Source organism: Serratia grimesii NBRC 13537 (genome assembly GCF_001590905.1).
Taxonomy (GTDB): Bacteria; Pseudomonadota; Gammaproteobacteria; order Enterobacterales; family Enterobacteriaceae; genus Serratia; species Serratia grimesii.
This window is the reverse complement of sequence record NZ_BCTT01000003.1, coordinates 62,185-88,666: the sequence shown is the minus strand read 5'-3', so window position 1 is coordinate 88,666 and position 26,482 is coordinate 62,185. Positions and strand designations below refer to the sequence as shown.

Here is a 26,482-nt window from a genome sequence, read left to right as displayed (position 1 = left end):
AAAAAACTCAGCCTCCGCGCACAACGGCGGTGGTAGCACCACGTGGGTTGAACTGCCAATAAAGCGCGAACAGGGTAATAAAACCGACAATACCGAGCAGAATCCACGGCAGTTCTGGCATGTTCATCGCATGACCGGTGTCATACATCCAACCACCGCCGGTGTAACCCAACGCGCCACCCAGTGCCAGGCCCAGGCGGCTGAATCCCATATAGCTACCGCGTGCCCGCGGATCTGCCAGCGAAGCACTCAGGGTTTCACGTGCCGGTTCGGCGATGATAGAGCCGAGATAGAAACAGCAAATCAGCGTAAAGACGCCCTGTAGGCTGGTTGCAAGTCCCACTGGCAACAGGCTGAGTGTCATCAGCAGCAGGCCTGCCATCAGCCGTTGTTCCAGGCGAAAACGTTTCTCGCTCCAGCGTGCCAATGGGTAAAGCAGTGACAGTGACAGTGCAGCTTCAATGGCATACATCCATTTTACCGCAGTCGGTGAGCCGGCGATTTCATTAACGACGATGGGCAGCATCAGCATGACCTGTACCGACAGCATGTAATAACCGGTGAGTGTCAATACGTAGGTCAGGAAACGGCGATCGCGTAATACGCGCATCATGCCTTCCTTCATTGGCGTGCGCACGGTGGATATACGGTACGCAGGTAATAGCCAGGCGTTCCAGCCTGCTGCCAGTACGAAAATGCCCGCGCCGACCCAGCAGACAAAGTGGAAATCGTATTGCAGCAGCCAGCTGCCGATCAGGGCACCAATCACTGCACCAGCGCTGTCTTGCATCATCAATAGGGAGTAAAAACGGCCACGCTCATGTGGACGGGTGAGTTTAATCACCAATGCCGTGCGTGGTGGGTCAAACAGCGTGCCGCCGAGGGCGGAAAGGGCGCAAGAAAACCAGAGTAACCAGGGCTGATCGGCCATTGCCATAGTGGCGAAGCCCGCAGCGCGCATCAGCATACCGGTGACAATCATCGGTTTGGCGCCAAATCGGTCGGCTATCGCACCACCAAAAATCCCCAAGCCTTGTTGGATTAACTGCCGTAAACCTAGCGCGGCGCCGACCACGACTGCCGCCCAGCCAAGCTGATCGACAAAGCGGATCGAAATAAGTGGAAAGACCACAAAGAAGCCTAAAACCACTAACAGGTTATCGAGTAATAGAAAATATTTACCCAAGCTCCGAGCTTGCGATACCAGAGACATGCTTCACCACGAGCAATTAAGAGGGAGAGGAGTGCGACCGCTCTAGTTTGTACCCAATCCAGGATTGCCGATAGGGGCGGGGTAGATAATATTTTTTTATCGTCAATACGTTACCTGCACGGCAAAACCGCACAAAAATAGCCGTAAAATGGCCAATCGCTTATTTACTGAGCTGTCTGTGTTTTACCTCCTGGGCTGGCTGCGGTTATATTAAATGAGGGTAAATGCGGTTCTGCGCTGGTCGTTGAGAAATAATGACTCAGGATAAATCTGCCGCAGGATAATTATCCGGACATGCGCCCAATAAATACTTCTTATCGAACCGTTCTGACTGCGGGGGAAATGATGTTTGGCTACCGCTCTGCATCACCAAAAGTACGCCTCACCACCGATCGGATGGTCGTCCGTTTAGTTCATGAACGCGATGCCTACCGGTTAGCGGAATACTATGCCGAAAATCGTGCATTCCTCAAACCCTGGGAACCCGTACGGGATGAAAGCCACTGTTATCCTTCCGGTTGGCAAGCGCGGCTGGGGATGATCACCGAAATGCAAAAGCAGGGCAGCGCCTACTATTTTATCCTGCTCGATCCAGACGAACATGAAGTGCAGGGCGTGGCGAACTTTAGCAACGTGTTGCGCGGTTCGTTTCATGCTTGTTTCCTCGGCTATTCATTAGCTGAGAAATGGCAGGGGCAAGGGCTGATGTATGAAGCGTTGCAGTCTGCTATCCGTTATATGCTGCGTCAGCAACGGATGCACCGCATCATGGCTAACTATATGCCGCATAATCAGCGCAGCGGTGCGTTGTTGACCCGGCTAGGGTTTGAACGTGAAGGTTATGCCAAGGATTATCTGCTGATCGACGGGCAGTGGCGGGATCACGTATTGACCGCATTAACCAATAAAGAATGGCTACCACCACGCTGAGGCCAAACAATGAAATATGAATTAAGCGCTAAAGAAGCCAGAGTGATCGGCTGTCTGTTAGAAAAGCAGGTCACGACTCCAGATCAGTATCCACTTTCCCTTAACGGTATTACGTTGGCCTGTAACCAGAAAACCAACCGTGAACCTGTGATGGATCTGGCGGAAAGTGAGGTACAACAACACCTTGATCTGCTGCTGAAAAAGCATTTTTTACGTACATTAAGTGGATTCGGTAATCGGGTTGTAAAATATGAACACCGTTTCTGCAACTCAGAGTTCGGCCAGTTAAAACTGTCAACAGCAGAATTGGCCGTGATCGCGACCTTATTGCTGCGTGGTGCACAAACACCCGGTGAGCTCCGCACCCGTACCAATCGCATGCATGAATTTAATGACGTCACTGAGGTGGAACAGGTGTTGGCCAATCTGAGCGCCCGTGAGGATGGCCCCTTTGTGGTGCGTCTGGCCCGGGAGCCGGGTAAACGTGAAAGCCGGTTTATGCATTTATTCTGCGGCCAAATAGATGAGGCACCTGCGGAGGCGTTGCCGTCTGATGAGACAGCGTTGCACGGACGTGTGACCGCGTTGGAAAATGAAGTGGCGCAGCTTAAACAACAATTGCAGGCGTTATTGGCTCGGGGTGCAGATGAGTAAATTGCGCATTGGTGTCGTGGGGTTGGGTGGCATTGCACAAAAAGCCTATTTACCGATCCTGAGCCAGGCGGCGGACTGGACGCTGGTTGGCGGTTTTTCCCCCAACCAACAGAAAGCACAGCCAATATGTGACAGCTATCGTATGGCCTGCTTCTCGGGGTTAGACAGCCTAGCACAGCAATGCGATGCCGTGTTCGTGCACAGCAGTACCGCCAGCCATTTTCAGGTGATCAGCGAATTATTGCATTACGGCGTTCACGTTTATGTCGATAAACCCTTGGCCGAAACCGTGGAGCAGGGCGAACAACTGATTGCCTTGGCAGAAAAACAAGGCAAAGCCCTGATGGTAGGGTTTAACCGCCGTTTTGCTCCGTTGTATCAGCAGTTGAAGCAGGATATGTGTCAACCTGCGTCGCTCCGCATGGACAAACACCGTGCGGACAGCGTTGGGCCCAATGATATGCGTTTTACCTTGCTGGATGACTATTTGCACGTGGTGGATACCGCACTGTGGCTGGGAGGCGGCACAGGGCAACTACTCAGTGGTTGCCTGCGTGGCACGGAAAGTGGCGAGCTGTTATATGCCGAGCATCATTTTGAGTGTGGCGAAACACAGGTAACCACCAGTATGCATCGCCGGGCCGGCAGTCAACGCGAAAGCGTTCAGGCAGTGTCAGATGGCGCGGTATATCAGTTGAACGATATGCGTCAGTGGTTACGAGAAGATACTCACGGTGTTCTGGAACAACCGGCTCCTGGTTGGCAGACCACACTGGCGCAACGCGGTTTTGACGGCGCAGTTCGCCATTTTATCGCTTCTGTTAGTAATCAAACTGCACCAGAAACTGCCGGAGAGCAGGCCATTGTTGCCCAGCGGGTGATTGAAAAACTGCTGCTTGATGCCGGTTTATAAGATAACTCTATGTAACATATGGCGGTAGCTATTCTGCTGCGGATGGGTAAACTGAGCCGATAGTTTTACTGACGCCTGCTGATGCAGGCGTCGACATTTACAGGGCATATCAGAAAAACCACATGAACCTACTAAAATCACTGGCAGCCGTCAGCTCTATGACGATGTTCTCACGGGTGCTGGGCTTTGCCCGTGACGCTATCGTGGCGCGGGTGTTTGGTGCCGGTATGGCAACAGATGCCTTCTTCGTGGCATTCAAGCTTCCCAACTTATTGCGGCGTATTTTTGCAGAAGGGGCATTTTCCCAAGCTTTTGTGCCTATCCTGGCTGAATATAAAAGTCAGCAGGGGGAAGAGGCGACACGTACTTTTATCGCCTACGTTTCCGGCCTGTTAACGTTGGTACTGGCACTGGTCACCGTGCTTGGCATGTTGGCAGCTCCTTGGGTGATTTACATTACCGCACCGGGCTTTGTCGATTCACCGGACAAGTTTGCCCTGACGTCGTCACTGCTGCGCGTCACCTTTCCTTATATTCTGCTGATTTCGCTGGCCTCATTGGTCGGTTCGATCCTCAATACCTGGAACCGCTTTTCGATCCCGGCGTTTGCGCCGACGCTGCTGAACGTCAGCATGATCGGTTTTGCGCTGTTTGCCGCGCCTTACTTTAATCCGCCGGTGATGGCGCTGGCCTGGGCAGTGGTGGTTGGCGGTGTGCTGCAACTGGGTTACCAACTCCCACACCTGAAGAAGATCGGCATGCTGGTGCTGCCACGTCTTAAGCTTGGCGATGCCGGTGTATGGCGTGTGATGCGGCAGATGGGACCCGCAATTTTTGGCGTCTCTGTCAGCCAAATATCGCTGATAATCAACACCATTTTCGCCTCGTTCCTGGTCTCTGGTTCGGTATCCTGGATGTATTATGCTGACCGTCTGATGGAGTTTCCTTCTGGCGTTTTGGGCGTGGCACTGGGCACCATTCTGCTGCCATCTTTGGCAAAAAGTTTCTCCAGCGGCAACCACGACGAGTATTCCCGCTTGATGGACTGGGGGCTGCGTCTATGCTTCTTATTGGCGTTGCCGAGCGCCATTGCTCTGGGTATTTTGGCCAAACCCTTGACGGTATCGCTGTTCCAGTACGGTAAGTTCAGTGCCTTCGATGCCGCGATGACGCAGCGCGCACTGGTCGCTTATTCGGTCGGCTTGATGGGGTTAATCGTGGTCAAGGTGTTGGCACCAGGATTTTATTCGCGCCAGGACATTAAGACGCCGGTTAAAATCGCCATTATCACGCTGATTTTGACCCAGGTGATGAACCTGATGTTTATCGGTCCGCTGAAACATGCCGGCCTTTCGCTGTCGATTGGTCTCGGGGCCTGCCTTAACGCTTCACTGTTGTACTGGCAGTTGCGTAAGCAGAAGATTTTCCACCCGCAGCCGGGTTGGGCGATGTTCCTGACCAAACTGGTGATTGCGGTGATCGTGATGTCAGCGGTGCTAGTCTGTGTGATGTGGCTGATGCCTGCCTGGGATCAAGGCAATATGCTTGAACGTTTGTTGCGTCTGTCGCTGGTGGTTGTCGCCGGTGTCGTGGCTTACTTTGGTGTATTGGGGGGGTTGGGTTTCCGTCCACGAGATTTTGCCCGTCGAGTGGCATAAGCGGACATTCTCCGTTTTCAAAGCATAAAAAAGGGTCGCCGCGGCGACCCTTTTTCGTATTCAGCGCGAATGGCTTACATACGTTCGACGGTTTCGATACCCAGTGTATCCAGACCGGCTTTCAGCGTCTTCGCGGTCAGCAACGCCAGTTTCAGGCGGCTTTGACGAGCTTCTTCGCTGTCTGCGTTAAGGATCTGACAGTGTTCATAGAAGCTGGAGAACAGACCCGCCAAGTCATACAGGTAGCTACACATCACGTGCGGTGTGCCGTCGCGTGCTACGGTAGTGATGACTTCTTCAAATTGCAGCAGACGCGTCGCCAGCGTAATCTCGCGTTCTTCCGTCATTACCAATGGCAGGGTCAGATTGCTTTCGTCGACACCAGCACGTTTAAATACGGAAGAGACACGGGTATAGGCATACTGCATATAAGGCGCGGTATTACCTTCGAACGCCAGCATGTTGTCCCAGTCGAAGATATAATCGGTAGTGCGGCTTTTTGACAGGTCGGCATACTTCACTGCACCGATGCCAACGGCATTGGCCAGACTTTTCATTTCTTCTGCCGGCATGTCCGGGTTTTTCTCGGCAATCAGCTTCGCTGCGCGATCGACGGCTTCATCCAGCAGATCAGACAGTTTTACCGTGCCACCTGAGCGGGTTTTAAACGGCTTGCCGTCTTTACCCAACATCATGCCGAACATGTGGTGTTCCAGCGAGAGAGAGTCCGGGATATAACCGGCCTTACGCACGATGGTCCAGGCTTGCATCAAATGCTGGTGCTGACGTGAGTCGATGTAATACAGCACGCGATCGGCACCCAGTGTTTCATAACGGTATTTAGCACAGGCAATATCGGTTGTGGTGTACAGGTAGCCGCCATCTTTCTTCTGGATGATGACACCCATAGGCTCCCCGTCTTTATTCTTGTATTCATCAAGGAATACCACGGTTGCGCCTTCGCTTTCTACCGCCAGACCTTTGGCCTTGAGATCAGCGACGATGCCTGGCAGCATCGCGTTATACAGGCTTTCACCCATGACATCGTCTTCGGTCAGGGTCACGTTCAGCCGGTTATAGGTCAGCTGATTTTGTGCCATGGTGATGTCGACCAATTTACGCCACATTTTCAGACAGTATTGATCGCCACCTTGTAATTTAACGACGTAGGCACGAGCGCGCTCTGCGAAGTCGGCGTCTTCGTCATAGTGCTTTTTCGCTTCACGATAGAACTGTTCCAGGTCGGACAGATCCATATCGCTGGCGTTCTCGTTCTGCATTTTTTCCAGATAGGCAATCAACATGCCGAACTGGGTGCCCCAGTCGCCGACGTGGTTGGCGCGGATCACTTTATGGCCCAAGAACTCCTGAGTACGCGCAGCAGCGTCACCGATAATGGTGGAGCGCAGATGGCCGACGTGCATTTCTTTCGCTACGTTGGGAGCAGAGTAGTCGATAACGATGGTTTGCTGTTCGACTGGCGCAATATCCAGTTTGGGTGCACTCAGGACACGGTCGGCTTGCTGTGCGACCCATGCGCTGTTCAGGAAGATGTTGATAAAGCCTGGGCCGGCGATTTCTACTTTGCTGGCGACGTCACCGAGATCAAGCAGTTGCACCACTTTTTCTGCCAACTGGCGAGGTGGCATGCCGAGTTTCTTGGCTACGGACATCACGCCATTGGCCTGATAGTCACCAAACTGTGCTTTTGCTGACTGACGGACCTGCGCTTCGCAATCGGCTGGCGCGCCTGCGGCAATCAGCGCCTGGCTGACTTTATCTGAAAGAAGAACCTGAATATTCACCGGGTTACCTTAATGACGAACGAGGGGCCGTGTGCCATGCCCCTACGGGATTCAAAGGTGGCTTCCTGGCTGCACGTCAAGACGGCGGCCCACCACAAAACAGCCTGTAATTGTAACCGATTTGAGTGAGTACGTCAGCAGTTGGCGAGGGGATAAGCTGAAAGTCGCGGCGCGCGAAATGAGAGAAGTAAATGGGTCAAAAAGAGAGAGGGGTGAAGAGATACAATAGGCAAAATCAGTGCCTTTTTTTCCGTCGACCGCCATCCAATGTGTTATTGCGTCGTGATTTGAAATGACGGTATATCGCATATGCGGCAATAACGATCAATAGCAGGGATATTATTAAAAGCATCATGGCTAATTATCTCAAAATCAATTTTCACTAAAGTAGCTTAAATGATATTTTCACGCAATTGCGTGAATCTTGTTTAGGACGATTCTCATGTTGTTATAAATTAAATTCATTAAAAAACAGCATGTTGATTTATTTGTTTAATTGAAATGACATTTGCATTATGCCGTTTTCTGCTTTCTTTTTAATCATATTTAGCCATTGTTATTACGGTTTTAAAACTTAATAAGTTAGTAGTATTCCTAAGGATATTGCCATGGTTAAACGTTATAAACTTATGCCACAATCAGTTTTTGGAATTAAAAACTGGCAAAGACGAAACCACGCTGTAATAAAATCTGAATAAATTGTTATTTTGTGCTTTTTATGACCAGCGACATTCCCGGTTTAGGCAAAGAGGACATCCTGTACCAAAAAAGTTTGCTTGCCGGAGGTTTCCGTATGGATAGCTATGGCTCCGGCGTGTAAATTACACCACCTGAAAATCGCTTTACGTTGTTTCGAGGATTCTATGACGACTTTTGCGGCCATTGCCGAACTTAACGATTTAGCGCTGGATCTGCCGCGCTTTGAACAGGCGCTGAATCGGTTTGCCGAGAAGTTGCACCTGGATTTAACACAGTTCAGTGCGGACCACATATCGGTGCGTTGCCATCAAAACACAACGGCCGATCGTTGGCGCGAAGGGCTACAACAGTGTGGTTCACTGCTGTCAGAGGCGATAATCAAGGGGCGCCCAATTTACCTGTTCGATCTCCAACAACCACTTAAAGTGGGTCCATGGCAGATTGACTGCATAGAGTTGCCTTATCCCGGTGATAAACGTTATCCGCAAGAAGGCTGGGAGCATGTGGAACTGGTACTTGCTGGCGATCCAGCCACGCTTTACGCACGGGCACTGGCCCAGTTGCCTGATGAAGCGCTGTTGGCTCAAGGGATAAAACTGAAACAGAGTTCACCACAGACTGAAGGGGAACGTTTGCCGAACCCGACGTTGGCGATTACCGACGGCACCGTGACGATCAAATTTCATCCTTACTCTATTAGGGACGTTGTCGCTAGCGAACAACGTTAATCAGGGATTAGCGAGCGGGTGGCTATCAGCATACGATCCAATGCTTGACTGAGTAGCTCGCGCCGACAGCCAAAATTCAAACGGACAAAATGCCGGTTACCAAAATCCAGGCCCGGGCTTAATCCGACGCCAGCCTGTTCAAAAAAGGCGTGCGGGTTGTCGACGGCCAGTTGACTGCAGTCGATCCAGGCCAGGTAAGTCGCCTCAATCGGTTGTAGCTGCAGACCGGGCATGGCATTAATACGCTCGGTCACCAAATCACGGTTGGCACGCAGATAAACTAACAGTTCATCCAACCAATCTTGTCCGTGCTGGTAGGCTGCTTGCGCGGCAACCAGCGCCAGTATATCCACTTCAGGTACGATGCCACTGCGTGTTCGGATCAGTTTTTGCCGCAAAGCGGTGTTGGGAACAAGCGCCATTGAGGCCCCCAGTCCGGCAATGTTAAAGGTTTTCGACGGTGACATTAGCGTAATACTACGCTGTGCTGCGTCCTCATTTAACGTGGCAAAGGGAATGTGCTGACAACCGGGTTCAAGCAGCAGATCACAATGGATTTCATCAGAACAGACGATCAGGTCATGACGTTGAGCGAACGCATGTTGTTGCAACAGCTCTTGCCTACTATAGACAGTGCCACCCGGATTTTGTGGGTTGCATAACAGCAGTAATTTCTCTCTGCCATTGAGCTGTCCTGTGATGGCGGTTAAATCCAACACCCATCGCTTATCCTCCAGTGTCAGCGGTATTGGCAGCTGTGAACGCCCGGCGAATTTAGCCGCTTTGCGAAACGGGGGATAGATCGGGGATGGTGCCAGTGTCCCTTCGCCTTCAGCCGTAAAGGCTCGCACGCATAAATTTAGGCCACAAACCAGTCCAGGCAGGAAAATCAGCCACTCAGGATTGATACGCCAGCCATAGCGCTCTAGCATACGCTGCGTAAAAACTTCAATGAGTTCAGGGGACGGATGACCATAGCCGAACACAGCATGAGCAACTCGCTGCTGTAATGCAGCGATGATAGCGGGTGGTGATGGGAAATCGGTATCAGCAACCCAGAGCGGAATAATGTCGCGGTCACGATATTTATCCCACTTAACGCTGTCACTGTGACTACGGTCTACCCATTGATCAAAATTGAATGCCATAGTTACTACCCTGAACTGGTTTTTGAAGCTGCATTTTTGTTGCGTAATGCAGCTCTAATTATTTAGGGGCTCTGTATGAGCCTACGTGAGAAATTGAAGAATTAACAATTGCCGTCACATGTTAGCCGTCATCTGGGGGTGACAATGATTAAACTGGAAGTTTGTTGCTATAGCGTCGATTGCGCGCTGACGGCTGAGCGGGCAGGAGCTGATCGCATAGAACTCTGCGCCAGTCAGAGTGAGGGCGGTTTGACACCCAGCTATGGTTCATTACGGTTGGCGCGGGACAGCGTCAGCGTACCGGTGCATCCGATCGTCCGCCCGCGTGGTGGAGATTTTTGTTATAGCGCCGTAGATTTTGACGTGATCAAGCATGATATTGCGCAAATCCGCGATATGGGTTTTGCCGGTGTGGTGGTCGGAATGCTGGATGAAGAAGGGCATATCGATCTGCAGCGTATGCGCGAAGTGATGCGCTTGAGTGGAAATATGGCGGTGACTTTCCATCGTGCTTTTGACATGTGCCAGAATCCGATGGTCGCGCTTGATCAGTTAACGCAATTGGGCGTTGCACGGATACTGACATCCGGTCAGCAGCAAAATGCAGAGTTGGGTTTGCCATTGCTGCGTGATCTGGTGCAGGCCAGCCAGGGGCCAGTGATTATGGCCGGAGCGGGGGTGCGACTCAGCAACTTGCACAAGTTTGTTGATATTGGCATTCAGGAGCTGCATAGCTCATCCGGTCATGAAGTGCCTTCGACCATGCGCTATCGCAAAGCTGGCGTGACCATGTGTTCAGACAGTGAGGTTGACGAATTTAGCCACTATTGCGTCGATGGCGAAATGGTAGAGGCGATGAAAAACGCGTTGGCGCTGGTTGATCCGTTGGCGCAGAGCGCATAAGTATCCCGTTATCGTTGCACTGACTGAAAGAAACCACGGTACGCGCATAAGCATAAATAAATAGCAGGCCCCAATTTTTGTCGGGGCCTTTTTAATGTTACTTAGCGTAATGCTTGGGAACTAAAATTGAAAATTTGTCCGGGGCTGATGCCACAAGCAATAATTTTCACTGTGTTACCGTTTGAACCGGGGTTGACCAGGATGTCGTGAATTGTCCGGGTATTATTCATATGAAACTGTGCGTAAAACAGATTGCCTATCTGTACCCAAGGCACCGTGCCACTTTCGATAAGATCGGTATAGCCATCGTTAAAACCACGCGCCCATATTCCTGTTGAAATACTTGGCACTGGCGTGCCGGGTGGCACACTGGCATTGGGGTCACCAATGGATGAGGCGACGGCCCAAAAGGTTCTGGAACCGATACTCCGATGTACTCGCTGTAGAATGCCTTTGTATCCTGGGTTAACACCCGTCGATGTGATCTGATTGCTGTTTGCCGTCAAATTGCCGTCGATCGACCAATTGACTGGCTGACTATTGGTATCGACATCGATCAGACTGGCATTATTGAGGTAGTTCTGCGGTGCAGATGTCAGCTGATATGCACGTTGAGCAATAGTGATTTCGCCTCTGAGCAAGTTATATCCGCTGGCGTTATTAAGTGCACCGTTTGTCCATAGAGGCATAGCACTGTTACTGAAAGCCAACTGATAGCCACTATCCGTTGCAAAATAAATAGCCTGCGGTGAAAGTGTTCCTTTAGGGTTGTTGGCGGTTGAAAACGTTACATTGGAGATTTGAACCGGCGTGATATTTTTGCGGGATACCGATTTCTTTAACACCAGGAAGCCCCCGTCGAGATCGCCGTAATCATTAATGTAGGAGCCGTTGGCGATCTGAATATTCGCAGCTGAGTCAGAGTCGATCTCAAAACAGGTGCCGTTACGGTCGGCCATAAAGTTAGTCAGACTGATACCACCTAAGTAACTGGTTCCCAAAGTTGTGGATCTCAGGAAGACCTTTTTGCCATAGGAGAAAACGTTGGTCAAAAAGGTATTGTCATGATGGTCTAAGTTAAAAGCGCATGAGCCTTCCACTGTCAGTGAGGCGGTGACCGCTTTCTCTGTCGGGCGTACGACGTTAGGATTGACGTGGACATTAGTGAATCTGTTTATTTCGCGGCTCCCGGAGACCTTATAATCACAACGGATAGCCCAGCCGTAAATACTGTTAAAGTAATTGGCTTCGCCACTAGCATTAACGAAGTCATAAGCACCCACATAGCGACAATGTGATACCGACAGGGTGCCTGCGGAAGTGATCGTTGCACCGTATTGTCTAAATTGCGTACTACTTTCCGCGGTATAGATTTGATCCGGATACAAGAAAGACCAGCCATCAAAGACCACGTCCCGAGCACAGGTGAAGCATGTAATCCCCACCGGTTTACGGATAATGAATGCGCTGTCGTCCGAAAGTCCCGCGCGGGCAGGGCCATTGGTCGTATTGCTAGAAGGCCCCTGCGCCATGGCAGTGCGATTCCCTTTGAGGGTGACCCCCGCAGGTACGGCAATAGGGGTGGCTCTGTTAAGCAGATATTGTGCATTATTGCTGGTAAAGACGATCTTGTTCTTCAGTAAAGAAACCGCTTTGATGGCGGCTTCTACAGCATCATCTGAAGAGGTTGCACCCGTTGGGTCCGCACCAAAATCATCGAAGGTGATCTGTTTAGCAAACCTTTTCCAACGCGCGCCTGTGGCGGTGACAATCACCGTGCCATTGTTGTCAGCGCTGGTGCTATCCGTTGTGTCATAGTAAAACTTACCGCTTCCTTGATGACTACCTGCCTGATGGGAAATCAGAAATACGACCTGATCATTCTCTGCCGGTGCATAGGCTCTGAGTGCGTTGATACTCTCAATATATTGTAATGTCGTCATGGCGTTATCCTTTGTTGGGTTCATCGCCATTCTAGGAGGTGGAGGCATTTTCAATATAGCGATCCTATGCCGCTGGAACATGACACAACAGGACGAAACGAAAGCGTCAGGGGACTTTGTTTAGCAGGTGTTTTTATACCGTGGGGTAAGGGCCCAACATCTGCTGAGCCCTTAAAGCAGGAGGGGGGTTACGGCTTTTTCGCTACCAGCACGGCACGCAGTGGAGCTGGGTAGCCTTCGATAGTCTTGCTCGGATCGTTCGGATCAAGGAACTCGGCCAGTGATTCGCTGGTCATCCAATCGGTGCGACGTTGTTCATCGGTACTGGTGACACACATGTCGGCGATCTTCACGTCGACGAAACCGCATTTTTCTAACCAGCACTTCAGCGCTTCGGCTGACGGAATAAAATAGACATTACGCATTTGCGCATAACGGTCACCCGGTACCAGCACCTGATTGCGATCGCCTTCTATCACCAAAGTTTCCAACACCAGCTCACCTTCGTTGACCAATTGGTTTTTCAACTGATAGAGGTGATCCAACGGAGAGCGGCGGTGATATAGCACGCCCATCGAAAATACCGTATCGAAGGCGGCCAATTCAGGCAGTTGCTCAATGCCGAGTGGCAACAGATGAGCGCGCTGATCGCCGCCCAGCAGTTTACGCACGGCTTCGAACTGACACAGGAACAGTTGCATCGGATCGATACCTACCGCCAATTGGGCACCAGCACCCACCATACGCCACAGGTGATAACCGCTGCCGCAGCCAACGTCGAGAATGGTACGGCCAGCCAGCGGTGAGATGTGTGGCAGCACGCGATCCCATTTCCAGTCAGAATGCCATTCGGTATCGATATCGATGCCATACAACGAGAACGGCCCTTTGCGCCATGGCATCATGGTGCGCAGCATCTTCTCGATGCCTTCCAACTGGCCTGGTGACAGTGGCGAGTCCATGTCGGCACGCACACCATTCAACAAATCGAGGTGGGTTGGTGTTAGTGCAGGCAGATGGTCAACGGAGTTAAACCACTGTTTGAATTTGCCGTGCAACGACTCACGCTGCCAGGCACTCAGCTGTGCTGGTAGGGTATCCAGCCAATGGCTGAGGTTGCTTTTCGCAATACGTTGGTAAAAGTCACCAAACTCAATCATGCCATGGCTCCCGATTTTAAGGCGATCAGTGAACCAAAGTTAAAGCACTGGAACCAAACTTCCGCATGTTCAAAACCTGCCTGTTTCAAGCGCGCCTTGTGGGCTTCCACCGAGTCGGTCAACATGACGTTTTCCAGCATGCTGCGCTTTTGGCTGATTTCCAGTTCGCTGTAGCCGTTGGCACGTTTGAAATCGTGATGCATGTTGAACAGCAATTCACCGACATCAGCATCTTCAAAGCTGAACTTCTCTGATAACACCAAGGCACCGCCTGGGCGTAGCCCACGGTAGACCTTTTCCAGCAGACGCAAACGGTCGGCGGGCTCAAGGAATTGCAGGGTAAAGTTCAATACGACCATCGAGGCGTTTTCGATTTTGATGTCGAGAATATCAGCTTCGATGACGTCTACCGGCGTGTCGGCACGGAAGGCATCAATATGGCGGCGGCAACGTTCAACCATGGCCGGAGAGTTGTCGACGGCGATGATATTGCAACCCGCCACTTTGATATTCCGTCGCATCGACAGCGTTGCTGCGCCCAGAGAGCATCCAAGATCATAGACCTGGCTGTCGGGCTGAACGAAACGTTCTGCCAACATGCCAATCATTGAAATGATATTGGAATAGCCGGGAACGGAACGCTGAATCATGTCAGGGAACACTTCAGCAACACGTTCGTCGAAGGTCCAGTCGCCCAATTTGGCGATCGGGGCAGAAAAAAGAGTATCGCGGTTTGGCATAGCGGCAAATCAGTTCAGAATTCGAAGGGGCATATTCTAACAGATAACGGCAAGAAAGCGCAGCGGAAGCAGGCGGCGTAGCCGCCTGAGGAGCAACGGGGGATCAATGCAGGCTGAAAATAAGATCCCACGGCAGATAGAAAATGTTGGCTAATACCATTAACACCAACGAAATATAGGTTGCCGCCATGCCTGAACGACGCCAGCGAACTTCACGATTACGTAAGCCGTAGTAGTGCACCAGACGGCCAGCCATCAACATCAGGCCGCAAATATGGATCATCCATATTTCAGCGCCGTTCATTTCCATGAGCACGAGCAGTACGGCGGCAATAGGAATGTATTCTACGGCATTGCCGTGCACGCGGATGGCCGTCTGTAGCTCATAAAAGCCACCGTCCCCGTAAGCAACACGGTATTGCATCCTTAGCCTAACCACGTCATAAGAGAGTTTGATCAACAACAATGCGCCGAGCACAACATAAAGCGCGCTTACCATTTTTAACTCCATTCCCTAACCAAAACTGGCAGCGAGCATCATAGCTGCCATTGCAATCACTGTCGCGAGGAAAAATCTGATGTAATTGGTCAGATTAATCGGTTAAAACAGTGCATCCTGCTCCGGCCAGTCTGGCGGCGGCGGTAAATTCGGAATAGCCTGATGGAGCTGCTGCCAGATTTTTTGCGCCTGCTGCGGGGAATCGCCGTTATCTGGCGTATGAATAAATAAGAAGGGCTGGTGGTCCTGTTGCCAAACGGGCAGTTTCTGCTGCCAGGCATCGAACCAACGCAGATTGTCCTGCAATACGTCGCCACCGATAAACCGCACCAACGGATTATTGGCCGTCACCAATGCATGCACCGGTAGCTTGGGCTTTTTCTGTTGGGCATCGCGCACTGCTGCACTGTTGGGCGCGGCGTGATGCACGGGGCGGCTGTCGAGGATCACCCGATTGATGCCGCGCTGATGCAGTCCCTGATTTAGCAACCGCTCTTCTTCACCCTTGTCGAAGAATGCCGGATGACGCACTTCCACGCCGTAAGTAAATTCTTTCGGTAACGCGTCAAAGAATTGCCACATCGCCGGTAATTCCGCCGGGCCAAAAGCTGCGGGTAATTGTAGCCAAAGCTGACCAATACGTTGATGAACTGGGCTTAGACACTGATAAAATGCGTGTAGATCGGCGTCGCAGTTGCGTAATGCCGCCTGATGACTGATGGTCGCGGGAAATTTGAAACAAAAGCGAAAATCGTCGGTGGTCATGTCGCGCCAGCGCTGGACGATTTCCAGTTTAGGTAATGCGTAGAAGGTGGTATTGCCTTCTACGCAGTTAAAATAGCGGCTGTAATCCGCCAGATCGCGCAGCCCGATACGATTCCAGGCTGGGTGTTGCCACTGTGGGAGTCCGATATACATCACGCTGGCATCTTCCTTAATTATTCCCGTCAGTTTACAAATTAACGTTACTCGCCGAATGCGGCAAGAATTTCACGGGTGCTGCGAATGCGTGCCAAGCGTGGGAAGATGTTGTTGAAGGCAAATTGGTGCATTTCGGCGTTTGCTGTGCTGCACAAGTCTTCGGCGATCACCAACTCGTAGCCGTGTTCCCAGGCGGCACGGGCGGTAGATTCTACGCCAATGTTGGTGGCAATCCCCCCAAGCACGATGGATTTAATGCCGCGGCGACGCAGTTGCAGGTCGAGATCGGTGCCATAAAATGCGCCCCATTGACGTTTGGTCACCAGAATATCACTGTCGCTTACCGCCAGGGCTTCAGGAAACTCCCACCAGTTAGCCGGTAATCCGCCAGCCGGTGCAGGAGAAGGTTGATCCACGGGTTGTTTCAATGCTTCGGCAAAAGAATCTGACCAGCCGACACGAACCAGGATCACCGGCGCACCCAGGGAGCGAAAGCGTGCAGCAAGCTGTGCACCATGGGCAACAACACTCTCGGCGCTGTGCGGCCCGCCAGCATAAGGTAGAATGCCGTTTTGCAAATCAATCAACACCAGGGCAGTGGTTTGGGCATCAAGTTTCAACATGGTCATATCTCGTTACGAGGTGGATGAAATGCGCACAAACGAAACCGTGCGCTAAACAAGTGTTGATTCAGGCTACGTGAAAAAAGCGTCACCGGTTAATGGGAAATTTGTTAATCAATGTGTTACTTCGGGCAAAAACACGTCATTTAGTGCTGCAACAAAGCTGTGTTCGCACTTATCTGGCGCATGAATTTCCTTTATAATGATCGCCTTTTTTCAACACACTTTACGCCAAAGACCTATGCCGATTTATGAATATGCATGTGGTGCTTGCAGCCTTCGGTTAGAGAAACTGCAAAAATTTTCCGATGCGCCGCTGACAGATTGTCCGGCGTGTGGGCAGCCTGCGTTAACTAAGCTGATTTCTTCCACGGGTTTCCAGTTAAAGGGCACCGGTTGGTATGCAACAGACTTCAAACCGGGCAAGAAGTAGAGTTCATCAGAAATCATCAGAAAACAGCCGTGTGGCAGGTGCCAAAAGCCCGCGCGGCATCGGCTTAAGCCAAAAGGATAGCGTATGCGTACTGAATATTGCGGGCAGTTGAATCTGTCCCACGTGGGCCAGGAAGTCACTCTGTGTGGTTGGGTCAACCGTCGTCGCGATCTGGGCGGCCTGATCTTTATTGATATGCGCGACCGCGAAGGCATCGTGCAGGTGTTCTTCGATCCGGACCAGAAGGTCGCGTTCGATAAGGCGTATGACCTGCGTAATGAATTCTGCATCCAGATCGTCGGCACAGTGCGTGCACGTCCGGACAGCCAGATCAATAAAGATATGGCTACCGGTGAAGTAGAAGTCTTCGCTCATGCCCTGGAGATCATCAACCGCTCCGAGCCATTGCCACTGGACTCCAACCAGGTTAACAGCGAAGAAGCGCGCCTGAAGTATCGCTACCTGGATCTGCGTCGTCCGGAAATGGCTGACCGCCTGAAAACCCGTGCCAAAATCACCAGTTTTGTGCGCCGTTTTATGGACAGCCACGGCTTCCTCGACATCGAAACACCGATGCTGACCAAAGCCACGCCGGAAGGCGCGCGTGACTACCTGGTGCCGAGTCGTGTGCATAAAGGCAAATTCTATGCGTTGCCGCAGTCACCACAGCTGTTCAAACAGTTGCTGATGATGTCCGGTTTCGATCGCTACTATCAAATCGTTAAATGCTTCCGTGACGAAGACTTGCGTGCTGACCGTCAGCCTGAATTTACTCAGATCGACGTGGAAACCTCCTTCATGACTGCCGAACAGGTGCGTGAAGTGATGGAAAAATTGGCACGTGAACTGTGGCTGGACGTGAAGGGCGTTGATCTGGGCGATTTCCCGATCATGACCTTCGAAGAAGCGATGCGCCGTTATGGCTCCGACAAGCCAGACCTGCGTAACCCGCTGGAGCTGGTGGACGTTGCCGATCTGGTAAAAGACGTAGAGTTCAAAGTATTCTCCGGTCCGGCCAACGATGCTAAAGGTCGCGTCGCTGCCATCTGTGTACCTGGTGGTGCACAGTTGACCCGTAAATTGATCGACGAGTACGGTGCTTTCGTTAACATCTATGGCGCTAAAGGCCTGGCCTGGCTGAAGGTCAATGACCGTGCTGCCGGTATGGAAGGCGTACAGAGCCCGATCGCCAAATTCCTCAGCGCGGAAGTGCTGGAAGCGATCCTGGCGCGCACTAACGCGCAGTCAGGCGACATTCTGTTCTTCGGGGCTGACAGCTTCAAGATTGTGACTGATGCGATGGGCGCGCTGCGTCTGAAACTGGGCCGCGATCTGGACCTGACCAAATTGGACAGTTGGGCACCGCTGTGGGTGGTTGACTTCCCTATGTTCGAAGAAGACGGTGAGGGTGGTTTGGCAGCAATGCACCATCCGTTCACTGCTCCACGTGACATGAGCCCGGAAGAGCTGGCAGCAACGCCAACCAACGCCATCGCCAACGCTTACGATATGGTGATTAACGGCTATGAAGTGGGTGGTGGTTCTGTACGTATTCACCGCAGTGAAATGCAGCAGACGGTCTTTAGCATTCTGGGCATTACCGAACACGAACAACGTGAGAAATTCGGTTTCTTGTTGGACGCATTGAAGTACGGTACACCACCGCACGCCGGGCTGGCCTTCGGTTTGGACCGTCTGGTGATGCTGCTGACCGGTACTGACAACATTCGTGACGTTATCGCCTTCCCGAAAACCACGGCTGCGGCCTGTTTGATGACCGAAGCACCAAGCTTCGCCAACCCGGCGTCGCTGCAGGAATTGGCTATCTGTGTGGTGAAGAAAGCCTCTGCGGAACAAGAGAGCGAGTGATGAACTACAAGCGACCCGAGTCTATTCTGGTAGTGATTTATGCCATCTCCAGTGGCCGGGTGCTGATGTTACAGCGGCGCGATGATACCGAATTCTGGCAGTCGGTTACCGGCAGCCTGGAGGACGCAGAATCGCCGCCGCATGCCGCACGGCGTGAGGTCAAGGAAGAAGTCGGCATCGATATCGAAGCAGAGAATCTGCCGTTGTTCGATTGCCAGCGCTGTGTGGAGTTTGAACTCTTTGTCCATTTGCGACATCGCTATGCCCCGGGGACCACGCGCAATAAAGAGCATTGGTTCTGTCTGGCTTTGCCTGAAGAGCGAGATCCGGTGATTACCGAGCATCACGCCTACCAGTGGCTTGACGCGGCGGAAGCCGTGAAATTGACCAAGTCCTGGAGCAATCAGCAGGCGATTGAAGAGTTTGTGATTAATTCAGTCCAGTAATTTTTTTCGGAGATTTTTATGGCAGGTCATAGTAAGTGGGCCAACACAAAGCACCGTAAAGCAGCGCAGGATTCCAAGCGCGGTAAAATTTTCACCAAAATTATTCGCGAGCTGGTGACTGCCGCGAAACTGGGCGGTGGCGATCCGGGGGCTAACCCGCGTCTGCGCGCGGCTATCGATAAAGCGCTGTCCAACAATATGACGCGTGACACCTTGAACCGTGCCATCGCACGCGGTGTGGGCGGTGATGATGATTCCAACATGGAAACCATCATTTATGAAGGTTACGGCCCGGGCGGCACTGCCGTCATGATCGAATGCCTGAGTGACAACCGTAACCGTACCGTGGCAGAAGTGCGTCATGCCTTCACAAAATGCGGCGGAAACCTTGGTACCGATGGTTCAGTGGCTTATCTGTTCACCAAAAAGGGCGTAATCACTTACGCACCGGGTCTGGATGAAGACGTGGTAATGGAAGCAGCACTGGAAGCTGGCGCTGAAGATATCGTTAGCTACGACGATGGTGTGATCGACGTGTTCACTGCGTGGGAAAATCTCGGCGAAGTAAAAGATGCACTGACTGCTGCCGGTTTTACCGCTGACTCAGCGGAAGTTTCCATGATCCCATCGACCAAGGCCGATATGGATGAAGAAACTGCACCTAAGTTGCTGCGTCTGATCGACATGCTGGAAGACTGTGACGACGTGCAGGAGGTTTACCACAACGGTGAAATCTCCGACGAAGTTGCAGCAACGCTGTAATCAGCGTGAAGTATGGCGCTGCTGTGTGGCAGCGCCTGGCGACGTTAATGCTTAACGCAAGGTGGGTGTAGGGATGACGATCATACTCGGTATCGATCCCGGATCACGCGTCACCGGTTACGGCCTTATTCGTCAGCAAGGCCGTCAGTTAAGCTATGTGGCCAGCGGCTGCATCCGCACCGTAGTGGATGACATGCCGACGCGGTTAAAGCTGATTTACGCAGGTGTCAGCGAAATTATCACTCAGTTTAAACCGGATTTTTTCGCCATAGAGCAGGTGTTTATGGCGAAAAACCCGGATTCGGCGCTCAAGCTTGGGCAGGCCCGCGGGGTGGCGATTGTCGCTGCCGTGAACCAGGATCTGGAAGTGTTTGAGTATGCGGCACGTCAGGTAAAACAGACAGTGGTCGGCACGGGGGCAGCAGAAAAGGCGCAAGTGCAGCATATGGTGCGTTCGTTGCTCAAACTGTCGGCTAACCCTCAGGCTGATGCCGCCGATGCCCTGGCGATTGCCATTACCCACTGCCATCTCAGTCAAAACGTGCTGCGGATGAGTGAAGGGCGATTGAACCTGGCGCGTGGGCGTTTAAAGTAGTGCTTAGTCAGTGATAACTGAGGCTGGATATTCATCCAGCCTTTTTTATGTTATAAGCTTTACCAGCACGGCATGGCAGAAGGCCATGTTCACGAATTCTGCAGGAGGGTAAATGATAGGTCGTCTCAGAGGATATATTCTGGAAAAGCAGCCGCCACTGGTATTACTGGAGGCAAACGGTGTGGGCTATGAAGTGCATATGCCGATGACCTGTTTTTATGAGCTGCCGGAACTGGGGCAAGAGGCTATCGTGTTTACCCAATTTGTGGTGCGCGAAGATGCACAACTGCTGTACGGCTTCAACGATAAGCAAGAACGTGCGCTGTTCCGCGAGCTAATCAAAGTGAATGGTGTAGGACCAAAATTGGCATTGGCCATTTTGTCCGGTATGTCTGCACAACAGTTTGTCAGTGCTGTAGAACGTGAAGAGATTACGTCCCTGGTAAAATTACCGGGTGTAGGCAAGAAAACCGCAGAGCGCCTGGTCGTAGAAATGAAAGACCGCTTCAAGGGGCTTAACGGCGATCTGTTTAACAACAGCAGCGAAATCACGCTTCCTGCTACCTCTGCGCAAACGGCTGAGGTGGATGCCGAAGCAGAAGCCGCCTCTGCGCTGGTGGCATTGGGCTATAAGCCGCAAGAAGCCAGCCGCATGGTAAGTAAAATCGCCAAGCCGGGCGCTGATTGCGAAACCCTGATCCGCGACGCGTTGCGTGCCGCGCTGTAAGCGTCGATAAGAGGTAGAGAATGATTGAAGCCGATCGCCTGATTTCTGCCGAGCCGATCAATGAAGAGGAAATTCTTGATCGCGCAATACGGCCGAAGCTGCTGACGGAATATGTTGGTCAGCCGCATGTCCGCGAACAGATGGAAATCTTTATTCAGGCGGCCAAGCAGCGTGGCGATGCACTGGACCATTTGCTGATCTTCGGTCCTCCAGGGCTGGGTAAAACCACGCTGGCCAATATCGTTGCCAATGAAATGGGTGTGAATTTACGCACCACTTCCGGCCCGGTGCTGGAGAAGGCAGGGGATTTGGCGGCGATGCTGACCAACCTCGAACCACACGACGTTCTATTTATTGATGAAATCCACCGGCTTTCTCCGGTGGTGGAAGAAGTGTTGTATCCGGCGATGGAAGATTATCAACTGGATATTATGATCGGCGAAGGCCCAGCTGCACGTTCGATTAAACTCGATTTGCCGCCTTTTACACTGGTGGGAGCAACCACCCGTGCCGGTTCACTGACCTCGCCGTTACGCGATCGTTTCGGCATTGTGCAACGCCTGGAGTTTTATCAGGTCGCCGATTTGCAGCACATTGTTTCACGTAGCGCTAATTGCCTGGGGCTAGATCTGTCGGACGAAGGGGCTCATGAAGTGGCTCGCCGGGCGCGTGGTACTCCGCGTATCGCTAACCGTTTACTGCGGCGGGTACGTGACTTTGCCGAAGTCCGCGCTAATGGTGTGATCAACGGTGACGTGGCGATGCAGGCGCTGGATATGCTGAACGTTGATGCCGAAGGGTTCGACTACATGGACCGTAAGCTGTTACTGGCCATTATCGACAAGTTCACCGGTGGGCCGGTTGGCCTGGATAACCTGGCGGCAGCGATTGGCGAGGAACGGGAAACGATCGAGGACGTTATCGAACCCTTCCTGATCCAGCAAGGGTTTATCCAACGTACACCGCGCGGGCGTATGGCCACCAACCATGCGTATAAGCACTTTGGTATGGTGCGCGAAGAGTAAGTATCATATCGCCAGCATTAAAAAGGGCCGCTAAGTGCGGCCCTTTTTACGACGGTAGCTATCTGGGATCAGGCTTGCTGCTTTTTAGATAAGCTCAACACAAATAACACGGCGGCACTCAGGACGACTGATGGGCCGGCCGGCGTGTCGTAAAATGCCGAGAAGGCTAACCCACCGGTCACCGCAAGCACACCAACCAGTACTGCGTATCCGGCCATTTGTTCCGGTGTACGAGCGAAGCGTCGTGCGGTAGCTGCGGGGATTATCAGCAGCGACGTGATAATCAGCGCGCCGACGAATTTCATTGCCAACCCAATGGTGAGCGCTGTGACCAGCATCAACACGGTACGTGCCCGTACCAGATTGACGCCATCAACGTGTGCCAGTTCAGGGCTGATGGTCATCGACAGCAGATTACGCCATTGCCACCACAGGATCAGCAGCACGAGAGTAACACCAATACCAATCATCCAAATGTCGTTGAGCGTGACCGACAGCAGATCGCCAAACAGATAGGCCATCAGATCGACCCTGACGTTGGACATCAGAGCGACCACCACCAATCCCAGCGAGAGTGCGCTGTGCGCCATAATACCGAGCAGGGTATCAACGGATAGTTGTGGCCGACGCTCCAACCACACCAGCACCAGAGCCAACACCAGCGTGACTGCAATCACCGCGTAGAAGGGATTCACGTCAAGCAGCAGGCCGAACGCCACACCCAATAGTGAGGCATGCGCCAAAGTATCACCAAAATAAGACATCCGGCGCCAGACCACAAATGAGCCGAGTGGCCCGGCGGCACCAGCCAACAGCACCCCGGCGAGCCAGCCGGGTAATAACAGTTCGATCATGCCTCACGGCCCCCGGTTTTCTTCAACACGATTCGTCCTTGCAGGTCGTGACGGTGATTATGGTGGTGGCGATAGACCGCCAGTTGTTCTGCGCCACGGTTGCCAAACATGGCGATAAATTCAGGGTGCATCGACACCACTTCCGGCGCACCGGAACAGCAAATATGTTGGTTGAGGCACAGCACTTCGTCGGTCTTCGCCATCACCAGATGCAGGTCATGAGATACCATGAGTACCGCGCAGCCTAACTCTTTGCGCAGTTGATCGATCAGATCGTACAACGCAAGTTGGCCATTGACGTCAACCCCTTGTGTGGGTTCATCCAGCACCAGCAACTGCGGTTTGTTCAGTAAAGCTCGAGCCAGCAGCACGCGCTGGTTTTCACCGCCAGAGAGCTTTTGCATTGGTTGCTCAAGCAGGTGCGCTGCCTGCACACGCTTAAGCGCAGGCAGAATATCGGCTTTTTTAACGCCGGGTTTCAGGCGCATAAAGCGGCTGACGGTAAGAGGAAGGGTGGCGTCGAGGTGCAGTTTTTGCGGCACGTACCCGATACGTAAGCCTGGCTCGCGTTCCAGTGTGCCTTCAGTTGGTGCAATCAGCCCCAACACCACGCGTACCAGCGTGGATTTGCCCGCACCGTTTGGGCCGAGCAGCGTCAGAATACGACCTGGCTGCAGGCTGAGCGAAATATTCGACAGCACTTTGCGGTTGCCAAAGGAGACGGAGATATTTTTTAGCGTTGTCAGTGTGGACATCTCATGATTACATTTTGCAGAACTAACCGAATGTTATAATATCACGCTTCGCTGACGAAAACGACGGGATTACGGATAATGGCACAGAAAAATAAATGGTTACAACGCACGCTGCTGGCCAGTGCATTGATAATGGCTGGACCGCTGAGCAGCGCCTCTGCGGCGGTAGTGACTTCCATTCGCCCACTGGGCTTTATCGCCTCTGCAATTGCTGATGGGGTAACGCCAACAGAAGTGCTGTTGCCAGATGGCGCATCACCGCATGATTTCGCGTTGCGACCATCCGATATTCAGCGTCTACGTGGCGCCGATCTGGTGGTGTGGGTAGGTCCAGATATGGAAGCTTTCCTGACAAAATCGTTAGCGCCAGTAGCGGCTAAACATCAGTTAGCCATTAGCGAACTGAGTGGCGTGAAACCATTGTTGATGAAGGGAGAAGACGACGACCACGATCATGATCATGCAACCGACGCGCATAATCATGCTGGTCATGATGAAGGTGATGGACATCACCACGGTGAATATAACATGCATGTTTGGCTGTCCCCGGAAGTGGCAAAAGTGACCGCGATCGCGATTCACGACAGGTTATTGGAACTTATGCCACAAAATAAGGACAAATTAGACGCAAACCTGCGCCAGTTCGAGAATCTGCTGACGCAAACTGACAAAAATGTTGGTAACATGCTTAAGCCTGTGCAAGGTAGGGGATATTTTGTTTTTCATGATGCTTATGGCTATTTTGAAAAACACTTCGGCTTGAGCCCACTGGGCCATTTTACCGTTAATCCCGAAATCCAACCTGGAGCACAGCGCTTACACCAAATTCGAACACAGTTGGTTGAGCAGAAAGCAGTATGCGTTTTTGCTGAGCCACAATTCAGGCCGGCCGTAATCAATGCTGTTGCCAAAGGGACCAAAGTGCGTTCAGGAACGCTGGATCCGCTAGGCACCGGCATCGCACTGGGGAAAGACAGCTACGGGAATTTCCTGACTCAGTTGTCAAACCAGTACGTGAGCTGCCTGAAGTAAAGATTATGAGGATAATATCGAGTGCAGCAGATAGTCCGAACTATCGCTCTGGCGTATAACAACCTGCCACGGCCCCACCGCGTCATGCTGGGGTCGTTGACAGTCGTTACATTGGCCGTCGCTGTTTGGCGGCCTTTTGTTTATCACCCAGAACATAACCCCATCGTTAAGAGCATTGAATTAGAATCCAGCCAATTACGTTCCTTGTTACCCGAAGCCAGTGAACCGATCGATCTCGACCAACCCACCCCCGATGATGACATCCCACAGGATGAGCTGGACCAGAAGGTCGCCGGCGAGGATGGAGTGCATGAATATGTGGTTTCGACGGGTGATACACTGGGCAGTATTCTGACCCAATATGGCATCGATATGTCGGACGTCACGCTATTGGCATCGCAAAACCGCGATCTGCGTAATCTGAAAATCGGCCAACAGTTGTCTTGGACAGTGAACGAAGCCGGCGATTTGCAGCGTTTGACCTGGGAAGTGTCCCGCCGTGAGACCCGCACCTATGATCGTACAGGTAACAACTTCAAAGAAACTCAGGAATCTCAGCAGGGCGAATGGCGTAACAATGTCATTAGTGGTCGCTTAAACGGCAGCTTTGTCAGCAGCGCCAGTAATGCCGGTCTGAGTCGTGCAGAGATCAATGCAGTAATCAAAGCGCTGCAATGGCAGTTGGACTTCCATAAGTTGCGCAAGGGCGATCAGTTCTCTGTATTAATGTCCCGTGAACATTTTGATGGCAAGAGTGCGCAGAGCCAGTTGCTGGGGGTTCGCATGCGTAGCGGCGGTAAAGACTATTACGCTATTCGTGCCGAAGACGGTAAATTCTACGATCGTCAGGGTTCCGGTCTGGCGCGTGGCTTTATGCGTTTCCCAACCATGAAACAGTTCCGTATTTCCTCCAACTTCAATCCACGCCGGGTTAACCCTGTGACAGGGCGCATTGCACCGCATAAAGGTGTCGACTTTGCGATGCCAGTCGGTACCCCTGTGTTGGCCGTAGGTGACGGTGAAGTGTTGATCGCCAAACGTAGCGGAGCAGCGGGTAACTATGTGGCGATCCGCCATGGTCGTCAGTACACCACGCGCTATATGCACCTGAAAAAGCTGTTGGTTAAGCCAGGGCAGAAGGTAAAACGTGGTGACCGCATCGCTTTATCCGGCAATACCGGTCGTTCTACGGGGCCACATCTGCATTTTGAAATGTGGACAAACCAACAGGCGGTAAACCCGTTGACGGCGAAACTGCCAAGATCTGAAGGTTTGACCGGTAAAGATCGCAGCGATTATCTGGCACAGGTGAAAGAAGTAGTTCCTCAACTGCAGTTAGATTAATCCATTTGTCAGGGCGCGTTAACGCGCCAGTGATTCCATCGGCCTGATTACGGGCCGATGTTGTTTTATATTGGCGCTTCGCCGTTGTTAATTGCAAAATCAA

Annotated in this window: 26 protein-coding genes; 15 read left to right on the top strand and 11 right to left on the bottom strand. The window is 52.1% G+C overall.

Features of this window, described 5'->3' with window-relative positions; translation table 11 throughout:
- Window positions 1-7: 7 nt before the first annotated feature.
- Complete coding sequence (mdtH, locus tag SGR01S_RS02740; RefSeq protein ID WP_061806455.1) at window positions 8-1,213, bottom strand: multidrug efflux MFS transporter MdtH; 1,206 nt, start codon at window positions 1,211-1,213, stop codon at window positions 8-10.
- A 345-nt stretch (window positions 1,214-1,558) separates the two neighbouring features.
- Between mdtH and rimJ the strand changes: the two genes are divergently transcribed.
- From rimJ to murJ, 4 genes are all read left to right on the top strand, one after another.
- Window positions 1,559-2,143, top strand: a complete 585-nt coding sequence (gene rimJ / locus SGR01S_RS02735) for a ribosomal protein S5-alanine N-acetyltransferase (RefSeq protein ID WP_037419996.1) — start codon at window positions 1,559-1,561, stop codon at window positions 2,141-2,143.
- Window positions 2,144-2,152: 9 nt separating this feature from the next.
- A complete protein-coding gene (locus SGR01S_RS02730; protein ID WP_061806454.1) occupies window positions 2,153-2,797 on the top strand; it encodes a YceH family protein in 645 nt (214 codons plus the stop codon).
- Complete coding sequence (locus tag SGR01S_RS02725; protein ID WP_061806453.1) at window positions 2,790-3,710, top strand: Gfo/Idh/MocA family protein; 921 nt, start codon at window positions 2,790-2,792, stop codon at window positions 3,708-3,710. The genes SGR01S_RS02730 and SGR01S_RS02725 overlap by 8 nt, the downstream gene beginning before the upstream one ends.
- Window positions 3,711-3,832: 122 nt before the next feature.
- Complete coding sequence (gene murJ / locus SGR01S_RS02720; RefSeq protein ID WP_037419854.1) at window positions 3,833-5,368, top strand: murein biosynthesis integral membrane protein MurJ; 1,536 nt, start codon at window positions 3,833-3,835, stop codon at window positions 5,366-5,368.
- A 74-nt stretch (window positions 5,369-5,442) separates the two neighbouring features.
- Here murJ and argS read toward each other — a convergent pair whose 3' ends face one another.
- The gene (argS, locus tag SGR01S_RS02715) at window positions 5,443-7,173 is read right to left on the bottom strand and encodes an arginine--tRNA ligase (protein ID WP_037419850.1); all 1,731 of its coding nucleotides are present in this window, start codon (window positions 7,171-7,173) and stop codon (window positions 5,443-5,445) included.
- Between the two features lie 863 nt (window positions 7,174-8,036).
- Between argS and SGR01S_RS02710 the strand changes: the two genes are divergently transcribed.
- On the top strand, window positions 8,037-8,600 hold the full coding sequence (locus SGR01S_RS02710) for a VOC family protein (RefSeq protein WP_061806665.1): 564 nt from the start codon (window positions 8,037-8,039) through the stop codon (window positions 8,598-8,600).
- Here the strand turns inward: SGR01S_RS02710 and SGR01S_RS02705 are convergent.
- Window positions 8,597-9,748, bottom strand: a complete 1,152-nt coding sequence (locus tag SGR01S_RS02705) for a MalY/PatB family protein (RefSeq protein WP_061806452.1) — start codon at window positions 9,746-9,748, stop codon at window positions 8,597-8,599. The two genes, SGR01S_RS02710 and SGR01S_RS02705, sit on opposite strands and share 4 nt — an antisense overlap.
- Window positions 9,749-9,892: 144 nt before the next feature.
- On the opposite strand from SGR01S_RS02705, the gene cutC reads away from it, so the two are divergent.
- The gene (cutC, locus tag SGR01S_RS02700; protein ID WP_037419844.1) at window positions 9,893-10,651 is read left to right on the top strand and encodes a copper homeostasis protein CutC; all 759 of its coding nucleotides are present in this window, start codon (window positions 9,893-9,895) and stop codon (window positions 10,649-10,651) included.
- A gap of 101 nt (window positions 10,652-10,752) precedes the next feature.
- Here cutC and SGR01S_RS02695 read toward each other — a convergent pair whose 3' ends face one another.
- The 6 genes from SGR01S_RS02695 to SGR01S_RS02670 form a co-directional block, all read right to left on the bottom strand.
- Entirely contained in the window at window positions 10,753-12,594 is a 1,842-nt protein-coding gene (locus SGR01S_RS02695; protein WP_061806451.1) for a putative phage tail protein, read from the bottom strand.
- A 188-nt stretch (window positions 12,595-12,782) separates the two neighbouring features.
- The gene (gene cmoB / locus SGR01S_RS02690) at window positions 12,783-13,754 is read right to left on the bottom strand and encodes a tRNA 5-methoxyuridine(34)/uridine 5-oxyacetic acid(34) synthase CmoB (protein ID WP_037419839.1); all 972 of its coding nucleotides are present in this window, start codon (window positions 13,752-13,754) and stop codon (window positions 12,783-12,785) included.
- Window positions 13,751-14,494, bottom strand: coding sequence for a carboxy-S-adenosyl-L-methionine synthase CmoA (gene cmoA, locus SGR01S_RS02685; RefSeq protein WP_037419835.1), 744 nt, complete (start codon window positions 14,492-14,494; stop codon window positions 13,751-13,753). The genes cmoB and cmoA overlap by 4 nt, the downstream gene beginning before the upstream one ends.
- Window positions 14,495-14,597: 103 nt before the next feature.
- Window positions 14,598-14,993 (bottom strand): MAPEG family protein, encoded by a 396-nt coding sequence (locus SGR01S_RS02680; protein ID WP_061806450.1) that lies wholly within the window; start codon window positions 14,991-14,993, stop codon window positions 14,598-14,600.
- Window positions 14,994-15,095: 102 nt separating this feature from the next.
- Complete coding sequence (locus SGR01S_RS02675) at window positions 15,096-15,911, bottom strand: DUF72 domain-containing protein (RefSeq protein ID WP_037419829.1); 816 nt, start codon at window positions 15,909-15,911, stop codon at window positions 15,096-15,098.
- A gap of 47 nt (window positions 15,912-15,958) precedes the next feature.
- Window positions 15,959-16,537, bottom strand: coding sequence for a hydrolase (locus tag SGR01S_RS02670; RefSeq protein WP_061806449.1), 579 nt, complete (start codon window positions 16,535-16,537; stop codon window positions 15,959-15,961).
- Window positions 16,538-16,739: 202 nt separating this feature from the next.
- Between SGR01S_RS02670 and SGR01S_RS23585 the strand changes: the two genes are divergently transcribed.
- The 7 genes from SGR01S_RS23585 (at window position 16,740) to ruvB (ending at window position 22,394) form a co-directional block, all read left to right on the top strand.
- The gene (locus tag SGR01S_RS23585; protein WP_322740269.1) at window positions 16,740-16,970 is read left to right on the top strand and encodes an FmdB family zinc ribbon protein; all 231 of its coding nucleotides are present in this window, start codon (window positions 16,740-16,742) and stop codon (window positions 16,968-16,970) included.
- Window positions 16,971-17,054: 84 nt separating this feature from the next.
- Entirely contained in the window at window positions 17,055-18,839 is a 1,785-nt protein-coding gene (gene aspS, locus SGR01S_RS02665; RefSeq protein WP_037419823.1) for an aspartate--tRNA ligase, read from the top strand.
- Entirely contained in the window at window positions 18,839-19,285 is a 447-nt protein-coding gene (nudB, locus tag SGR01S_RS24130; RefSeq protein ID WP_037419820.1) for a dihydroneopterin triphosphate diphosphatase, read from the top strand. Before aspS ends, nudB begins: the two co-directional genes overlap by 1 nt.
- An 18-nt stretch (window positions 19,286-19,303) precedes the next feature.
- A complete protein-coding gene (locus tag SGR01S_RS24125; RefSeq protein WP_012145503.1) occupies window positions 19,304-20,047 on the top strand; it encodes a YebC/PmpR family DNA-binding transcriptional regulator in 744 nt (247 codons plus the stop codon).
- A 73-nt stretch (window positions 20,048-20,120) separates the two neighbouring features.
- Entirely contained in the window at window positions 20,121-20,642 is a 522-nt protein-coding gene (gene ruvC, locus SGR01S_RS02650; protein ID WP_037419817.1) for a crossover junction endodeoxyribonuclease RuvC, read from the top strand.
- A gap of 112 nt (window positions 20,643-20,754) precedes the next feature.
- Complete coding sequence (ruvA, locus tag SGR01S_RS02645; RefSeq protein ID WP_037419814.1) at window positions 20,755-21,369, top strand: Holliday junction branch migration protein RuvA; 615 nt, start codon at window positions 20,755-20,757, stop codon at window positions 21,367-21,369.
- A gap of 20 nt (window positions 21,370-21,389) precedes the next feature.
- Window positions 21,390-22,394, top strand: coding sequence for a Holliday junction branch migration DNA helicase RuvB (gene ruvB / locus SGR01S_RS02640; RefSeq protein WP_037419811.1), 1,005 nt, complete (start codon window positions 21,390-21,392; stop codon window positions 22,392-22,394).
- A gap of 68 nt (window positions 22,395-22,462) precedes the next feature.
- Here the strand turns inward: ruvB and znuB are convergent, their stop codons facing one another.
- Both znuB and znuC read right to left on the bottom strand, forming a co-directional pair.
- Window positions 22,463-23,248, bottom strand: coding sequence for a zinc ABC transporter permease subunit ZnuB (znuB, locus tag SGR01S_RS02635; RefSeq protein ID WP_037419809.1), 786 nt, complete (start codon window positions 23,246-23,248; stop codon window positions 22,463-22,465).
- The gene (znuC, locus tag SGR01S_RS02630; RefSeq protein ID WP_037419807.1) at window positions 23,245-24,003 is read right to left on the bottom strand and encodes a zinc ABC transporter ATP-binding protein ZnuC; all 759 of its coding nucleotides are present in this window, start codon (window positions 24,001-24,003) and stop codon (window positions 23,245-23,247) included. Before znuC ends, znuB begins: the two co-directional genes overlap by 4 nt.
- Window positions 24,004-24,081: 78 nt before the next feature.
- Between znuC and znuA the strand changes: the two genes are divergently transcribed.
- Entirely contained in the window at window positions 24,082-25,035 is a 954-nt protein-coding gene (gene znuA, locus SGR01S_RS02625; protein WP_037419799.1) for a zinc ABC transporter substrate-binding protein ZnuA, read from the top strand.
- A 21-nt stretch (window positions 25,036-25,056) separates the two neighbouring features.
- Window positions 25,057-26,379, top strand: coding sequence for a murein DD-endopeptidase MepM (gene mepM / locus SGR01S_RS02620; RefSeq protein ID WP_037419795.1), 1,323 nt, complete (start codon window positions 25,057-25,059; stop codon window positions 26,377-26,379).
- Window positions 26,380-26,482: the final 103 nt, after the last annotated feature.